Here is a 7,138-nt window from a genome sequence, read left to right as displayed (position 1 = left end):
ACCCCGGCGTCCTCGGGTGCGGCCGCCGGCCGCGGTGCCGGACTGGGCGCCGCCGCGGCCACCCTGCGCGGGGACCTGCGCTCGGCGGCGCTGCGGGCGCTGCTGGACGACCGGCACCGGCACCTCGATCGTGACCGCGACCCCCGACGGCTCGCGCGCCCCGGTGAGACGGCTGAGCTCGTCGTCGCTCGACTTGACCCTCGCCGTGCGCGGCTCGATGCCCGCGTCCACCATCAGCCGGGTCATCTCACGCCGCTGCTCGGGAAGCACCAGCGTCACTACGCTGCCGGACTCGCCCGCCCGCGCGGTACGCCCACCGCGGTGCAGATAGTCCTTGTGGTCGACCGGCGGATCCACGTTCACGACCAGGTCGAGATCGTCGACATGGATGCCACGGGCCGCCACATTCGTCGCGACCAGCGCGGTGACCTGCCCGTTCTTGAACTGGTCGAGCGTGCGGTTGCGCTGCGGCTGCGAGCGGCCGCCGTGCAGGGCCGCCGCCCGTACGCCACTGGCGAGCAGCCGCTTGGTGAACCGGTCGGCCCCGCGCTTGGTGTCCACGAAGAGGAGCACCCGGCCGTCGCGGGCCGCGATACGCGTCGCCACGGCCTTCTTGTCCGTCTCGTCCGCCACGTGCAGCACATGGTGTTCCATCGTGGTGACCGCGCCCGCGGACGGGTCGACGGAGTGCACCACGGGATCGGTGAGAAACATCCGTACGAGCCGGTCGATGTTCTTGTCCAGCGTCGCCGAGAACAGCATCCGCTGACCGTCGGCCTCGACCTGCTTGAGCAGCGCCGTGACCTGCGGCATGAAGCCCATGTCGGCCATCTGGTCGGCCTCGTCGAGGACGGTGATCGCCACCTGGTCGAGCACGCAGTCGCCCCGCTCGATCAGGTCCTTGAGCCGCCCGGGCGTGGCCACGAGCACCTCGGCGCCGCGCCGCAGCGCGCCCGACTGCTTGCTGATCGACAGCCCGCCGACAACCGTCGTCAGCCGCAGCTGCACGGAAGTCGCGTACGGCGAGAGGGCGTCGGTGACCTGCTGTGCGAGCTCACGCGTCGGTACGAGGACGAGCGCGAGCGGCGCCCGCGGCTCGGCGCGCCGGCCCGCGATGCGGGCGAGCAGCGCGAGCCCGAAGGCGAGGGTCTTGCCGGATCCGGTGCGCCCTCGGCCGAGAATGTCGCGGCCGGCGAGGGAGTTCGGCAGGGTCGCGCCCTGGATGGGGAACGGCTCGGTCACGCCCTGCGCCACGAGGGTCTTCAGCAGGGCGGCCGGCATGTCCAGCTCGGCGAACGCCTCGACGGCGGGCAGCGCGGGTGTGATGGTTTCCGGCAGCGTGAATTCCTGCGGGGGCGCCGCCTTGCGGGCGGGAGCCTTACCGGAACCCTTCACAGGGCCCTTGGCGCGGGAATTGACCGGGCGCTTTCGGGTCGGGCGGGCCGGGCGTTCGGAGCGAGTCATGCGGATATTGCCCTCCTGGGCATCTGAGACAGCACAAGCCGGGGCCCGCACCTTCACGGTGCGGGCCCCGGCTGCGAGGTTCGCGTCCGGCTGTTAGGCCGGGACGATGTTCTCCGCCTGCGGGCCCTTCTGGCCCTGCGTGACGTCGAAGGAAACCTTCTGGCCCTCCTGGAGCTCGCGGAAGCCCGAGGTGGCGATGTTCGAGTAGTGGGCAAAGACGTCGGCGCCGCCGCCGTCCTGCTCAATGAAGCCGAAGCCCTTTTCCGAGTTGAACCACTTCACGGTTCCAGTAGCCATGTCATTCTCCTAAAACAGGGGCAAGCCGGAAACTCACACTTCGTGAGTTCCCCGTCGCGATATTGAGCCCCATCCGGAGAATCCGGAAACAGTAATGTGCGCCTGAGGAAGCGTTCTCGTCAGGCGCACACAAAGTTCATGGGTACCAAAACTGCAACGCCCTCACCGTAGCACGGCCGCGCCGAAAAGGCTCGTGTTCACAGTCGTTCGATGATCGTGACGTTGGCCTGACCTCCCCCTTCACACATCGTTTGCAATCCGTACCGGCCTCCCGTCCGCTCCAGTTCATGCAGCAGCGTCGTCATCAGCTTCACGCCCGTGGCGCCCAGGGGATGGCCCAGCGCGATCGCGCCGCCGTTCACATTGACCCTGTCCGGGTCCGCGCCGGTCTCCTTCAGCCAGGCGAGCACCACGGGCGCGAAGGCCTCGTTGATCTCGACCAGGTCGATGTCGTCGATCGACATGCCGGTCTTGTTCAGCGCGTACGCCGTCGCCGGGATCGGGGCCGACAGCATCCGGATCGGGTCCTCGCCCCGTACCGAGAGATGGTGGATCCGGGCCCGCGGGGTGAGGCCGTGCTCGGTCACGGCCCGCTCGCTCGCGATCAGCATCGCCGCCGCGCCGTCCGAGACCTGCGAGGAACAGGCGGCCGTAATGGTGCCGCCCTCCAGGACCGGCTTCAGGGCCGCCATCTTCTCCAGTGTCGTGTCGCGCCGCGGACCCTCGTCGGCCGTGACGGCGCCGTACGCCACGGTCTCCCGCTCGAAGCGGCCCTCGTCGATCGCGCGGACCGCACGCCGGTGGGAGGTGAGTGCGAAGGCCTCCATGTCGCGCCGCGAGATCCCCCACTTCTCCGCGATCAGCTGCGCGCCGTGGAACTGGTTGACCGGCTGGTCGCCGTACCTGGCCCGCCAGCCCTCGCTGCCCGCGAACGGGCCTTCGGCCAGCCCGAGCGGCTCGGCGGCCTGCCGGGAGGCGAACGCGATCGGGATCTGCGTCATGTTCTGGGTGCCGCCCGCGACGACCAGTCCCTGGGTGCCCGACAGCACGCCCTGCGCCGCGAAGTGCACGGCCTGCTGCGAAGACCCGCACTGGCGGTCGATCGTCACGCCCGGGACCTCTTCGGGCAGTCCCGCCGCCAGCCATGCCGTACGGGCGATGTCGCCGGCCTGCGGACCCACCGTGTCCAGGCAGCCGAAGACGACGTCCTCGACGGCGGACGGATCGACACCGGAGCGTGCGACCAAGGCTTTCAGTACATGCGCGCCCAGGTCCGCCGGGTGGACCGCGGACAGTCCGCCCTTGCGCCTGCCCACCGGGGTGCGTACCGCTTCGACTATGTAGGCCTCGGCCATGACGACTCCTCGATCGGTTATGTACGTACGGCGATCCCGTCCAGCACCATCGACAGGTACTGCCGGGCGATCTCCTCGGGGCTGTGCTGCCCGCCCGGCCGGTACCAGGAGGCGGCCACCCACACGGTGTCGCGCACGAACCGGTAGGTGAGCCGGATGTCCAGGTCGGCGCGGAAGACCCGTTCCGCGACGCCGCGCTCAAGCGTCCCGAGCCACGCCTTCTCGAACTTCTGCTGCGAGTCGGTCAGGTAGTGGAAGCGGGGCTGCGCGGCCAGCTGCCTGGACTCCTTCTGGTAGATCGCGACGGCCGCGCGGTGCCGGTCGATCTCCCGGAAGGACTCGGTGACCAGGGCCTCGATGGTCTCCCTCGGGCCGAGCCCGGCGGCGAGTACGGCGTCGTACCCCTGCCAGAGCTCGTCGAGGAAGGTGGAGAGGATCTCGTCGAGCATCGATTCCTTGGAATCGAAGTGGTAGTAGAGGCTGCCGGCGAGCATCCCCGCCTCGTCCGCGATCTTGCGGACGGTGGTGGCGTTGTACCCCTGGGCTGCGAACACCTCGGCGGCGATGTCGAGGAGCTCGCGGCGGCGCTCGGGCGAGGCGGTCACCTGGGTCTTCTTCTTGCTTTTGGTCGGCACCCGACCATTCTCGTCCTACGCATGCTGGCTGCTGACGGAGACGACCTCGCCGGTCAGGTACGAGGAGTAGCCGCCGGCGAGGAAGACGATGACATTCGCGATCTCCCACGGTTCGGCGTACCGCCCGAAGGCTTCCTTGGCGGTCAGCTCCTGAAGCAGTTCGGCCGATGTGACCTTCACCAGGTGCGGGTGCATGGCGAGGCTGGGGGCAACGGCATTGACGCGGACGCCGTACTCCGCGCCCTCGATCGCCGCGCAGCGGGTGAGGGCCATGACTCCGGCCTTGGCGGCGGCGTAGTGGGCCTGGCCGGCCTGGGCGCGCCAGCCGACGACGGAGGAGTTGTTGACGATCACCCCGCCGCGGCCGGTGGCCCGGAAGGAGCGCAGGGCGGCCCTGGTGCAGCGGAAGGTGCCATTCAGGGTGACGTCGAGGACCTTGTCCCACTGCTCGTCACTCATGTCGACGAGTGCTGCGGTACCGCCGAGACCCGCGTTGTTGACCACGATGTCGAGGCCGCCGTGGTCCCGTACGGCCTTCTCGAACAGCGCCTGGACCTGGGCCTCGTCGGTGACGTCGCAGGGCAGTGAGGCCACGGCGGCCGGGCCGAACTCCTCGGTGAGCGCGGCCTCGGTCTCCTTGAGGCGGCGTGCGTGGGCGTCGCCGATGAGGATGCGCGCGCCTTCCTCGAGGAATCTCCGGGCGGTCGCGCCGCCGATCCCGGCGCCGGCCGCCGCGGTGATCACGGCGGTGCGGCCTTTCAGGAGGTCGTGACCCGGTACGTACTGCGCCCTGTTGTCCGTCACGGCCGCAGGTTAACCTACCAAACACTTGTTAGGGAAGGATGCGCGAATGGACCTCCACCACTCCGCCGACGAGGAGGCCTTCCGGGCCGAGGCCCGCGCCTGGCTCGCCGCGCATGTGCCCGCTGAGCCCCTTCCGTCGCTGGAGACTCGGGAGGGCTTCGCGGCGCACCGCGCGTGGGAGGCCCGGCTCCACGCGGACCGCTGGTCGGTCGTCTCCTGGCCGCGGGAGTACGGCGGCCGGGGCGTCGACATCTTCCAGTGGCTGATCTTCGAGGAGGAGTACTACGCGGCGGGCGCCCCGGGGCGGGTCTCGCAGAACGGCATCAGTCTCCTCGCCCCCACGCTCTTCGACCACGCCACGCGGGAGCAGCGGGCGCGCGTGCTGCCCGCGATGGCGAGCGGCGAGGTGATCTGGGCGCAGGCATGGTCGGAGCCCGAGGCGGGCTCCGACCTCGCGTCGCTGAGGTCCCGCGCGGTGCGGACGGACGGGGGCTGGCTGCTGAGCGGGCAGAAGACCTGGTCCTCACGGGCGGCCTTCGCGGACCGGGCGTTCGGCATCTTCCGCACCGACCCCGATGCGCCGATGCCGCATCACGGCCTCACCTACCTGATGTTCGACCTGTCGGCGCCGGGAGTGACGGTCCGTCCCATCAGCCGTCTGGACGGCAAGCCGGCCTTCGCCGAGATCTTCCTCGACGAGGTCTTCGTTCCCGACGAGGACGTGATCGGCGAGCCCGGTCGGGGCTGGCGGATCGCGATGTCCACGACGGGCAGCGAGCGGGGGCTGACGCTTCGCTCCCCCGGCCGTTTCCTCGCCGCGGCGGCCCGTCTCGTAGAGCAGTGGCGGGCGGGCGGCGATCCGGCCGACACGGCGCTGCGCGACCGGGTCGCGGACGCGGTGATCGGCGCGCGTGCGTATCAGCTGTTCACCTACGCGAATGCCTCGCGCTTCGCCGCGGGGGCGAGTATCGGCGCGGAGTCCAGCCTGAACAAGGTCTTCTGGTCGCAGTACGACATCGCCCTGCACGAGACCGCGCTCGATCTGCTGGGCGCTGAAGGGGAGTTGGCGGAAGGCGAGTGGGTTCAGGGGTACGTCTTCTCGCTCGCCGGTCCCATCTACGCCGGTACGAACGAGATCCAGCGCGACATCATCGCCGAGCGTCTGCTCGGACTTCCGAAGGGCCGTCGCTAATGCGCTTTCTGCTTGACGACGAACAGGCTGCGTTCGCGCGCTCGCTGGACGCGCTGCTCACGGCGTCGGACACACCGTCGACCGCCCGTGCCTGGTCCACCGGGAACCACGCCCCGGGCCTGGCGCTGTGGTCACGCCTGGCCGAGGCGGGGGTCTTCGGCCTCGCGATCCCGGAGCCGTACGAGGGAGTGGGCCCGCTCCCGGTCGAACTTATGGTGGCCTTCGTGGAGTTGGGCCGCCATGCGGTCCCGGGCCCGCTGGTGGAGACGGTGGCCGCGGCGGCGCTGCTGACACGTCTGGCCGAACAGGGCGACGCGTCCCCGGCGAAGCGCATGCTGCCGCCCCTGGCATCGGGCGACGCGGTGGCGACAATGGCGGCGGGCGCGGGGGGCCTGCTCGCGCTGGACGCGGACGCGGCGACGGTGATGCTGGTGGTGGAGGGGGCCGGCGCGGACGCTCCCTCGACCCGCGACGCGGGCGCGCGCGAGGTGGAAGCGGACGCAACGTACGCCCCCGTCGGAGATATCGGGACCGGCACGGACGGGCACACCGCGCAGGGAGACGTCACGCCCGGCACGAACGTCGGCACCAGGACCGGCGCGGACGCTCCCTCGACCCGCGACGCGGGCGCGCGCGAGGTGGAAGCGGACGCAACGTACGCCCCTGTCGGAGATATCGGGACCGGCACGGACGGGCGCACCGCGCACGGGGGCGTCACGCCCGGCGGGGGGAGACGCGTGGGCGCGCGCGCCGGTAGCGCCGGCGCGAGCCCGAACGCTCCCCGCGCGGTCCTTCGCCTCGCTCCCGGGCACGGGCCCGTGCGTTCGTCCCTCGATCCCGTCCGGCGGTTGGCCGAGCCCGCAGGCGGGGGTGAGGTCCTCGCCGAAGGCGCGCACGTCGCCGACGCCTTTGCGTACGCCGCGGACGTCGCCGCCCTCGTCACGGCCGCCCAAGCCCTCGGAGTCGGGCTCGCTCTCCTCGACCGGACCGTTGCGTACGTCAAACAGCGCACCCAGTTCGGGACCGCCATCGGGTCCTTCCCGGCGGTCAAGCACCGGCTGGCGGACACCCTCATCGGGCTCGAGTTCGCCCGGCCGCTGCTCTACGGAGCCGCCCTGTCGATGGCCCCCGCCGATATCGCGGCGGCCAAGGTGACCGCGGGCGAGGCCGCGTACGCCGCGGCCCGCACCGCACTCCAGCTCCATGGAGCGGTCGGCTACACCGACGAGCTCGACCTCTCGCTCTGGCTGCGCAAGGCGCGGCCGCTGCGGGATGCCTGGGGCACCCCCGCCCAGTGCCGGGCGCGGGTATTGGGCGCTTGAGCACCCGGACCAGGCCCTTACGACCGGTTCCGCGCCCTCGACGTACGTCCGCATCACCTCGACCAGCTC

7 protein-coding genes are annotated in these 7,138 nt (G+C 71.0%); 2 read left to right on the top strand and 5 right to left on the bottom strand.

Annotation, left to right across the window (positions count from 1 at the left end):
• The 5 genes from J7E87_RS26470 to J7E87_RS26450 form a co-directional block, all read right to left on the bottom strand.
• Positions 1-1,464 (bottom strand): DEAD/DEAH box helicase (locus J7E87_RS26470; protein WP_215097053.1); only part of this gene is annotated, 1,464 nt, incomplete at its 3' end.
• 93 nt (positions 1,465-1,557) lie between these two features.
• A complete protein-coding gene (locus tag J7E87_RS26465; protein WP_003969786.1) occupies positions 1,558-1,761 on the bottom strand; it encodes a cold-shock protein in 204 nt (67 codons plus the stop codon).
• Between the two features lie 197 nt (positions 1,762-1,958).
• Positions 1,959-3,116: an acetyl-CoA C-acetyltransferase gene (locus J7E87_RS26460; RefSeq protein ID WP_215097052.1), complete on the bottom strand. Its 1,158-nt coding sequence runs from the start codon at positions 3,114-3,116 to the stop codon at positions 1,959-1,961.
• Between the two features lie 17 nt (positions 3,117-3,133).
• A complete protein-coding gene (locus J7E87_RS26455; RefSeq protein ID WP_215097051.1) occupies positions 3,134-3,751 on the bottom strand; it encodes a TetR/AcrR family transcriptional regulator in 618 nt (205 codons plus the stop codon).
• Positions 3,752-3,766: 15 nt separating this feature from the next.
• The gene (locus J7E87_RS26450) at positions 3,767-4,555 is read right to left on the bottom strand and encodes an SDR family oxidoreductase (protein WP_215097050.1); all 789 of its coding nucleotides are present in this window, start codon (positions 4,553-4,555) and stop codon (positions 3,767-3,769) included.
• A gap of 46 nt (positions 4,556-4,601) precedes the next feature.
• Between J7E87_RS26450 and J7E87_RS26445 the strand changes: the two genes are divergently transcribed.
• Both J7E87_RS26445 and J7E87_RS26440 read left to right on the top strand, forming a co-directional pair.
• Positions 4,602-5,747, top strand: coding sequence for an acyl-CoA dehydrogenase family protein (locus tag J7E87_RS26445; RefSeq protein ID WP_215097049.1), 1,146 nt, complete (start codon positions 4,602-4,604; stop codon positions 5,745-5,747).
• Positions 5,747-7,069 carry an acyl-CoA dehydrogenase family protein gene (locus tag J7E87_RS26440; RefSeq protein WP_215097048.1) on the top strand — a complete coding sequence of 441 codons (1,323 nt, stop codon included), beginning with the start codon at positions 5,747-5,749 and terminating at the stop codon, positions 7,067-7,069. The genes J7E87_RS26445 and J7E87_RS26440 overlap by 1 nt, the downstream gene beginning before the upstream one ends.
• The last annotated feature ends 69 nt before the right edge of the window (positions 7,070-7,138 follow it).

It is taken from the genome of Streptomyces sp. ISL-1 (assembly GCF_018614585.1).
Taxonomy (GTDB): Bacteria; Actinomycetota; Actinomycetes; order Streptomycetales; family Streptomycetaceae; genus Streptomyces; species Streptomyces maoxianensis.
This window is presented reverse-complemented; position numbering and strand designations above follow the sequence as displayed.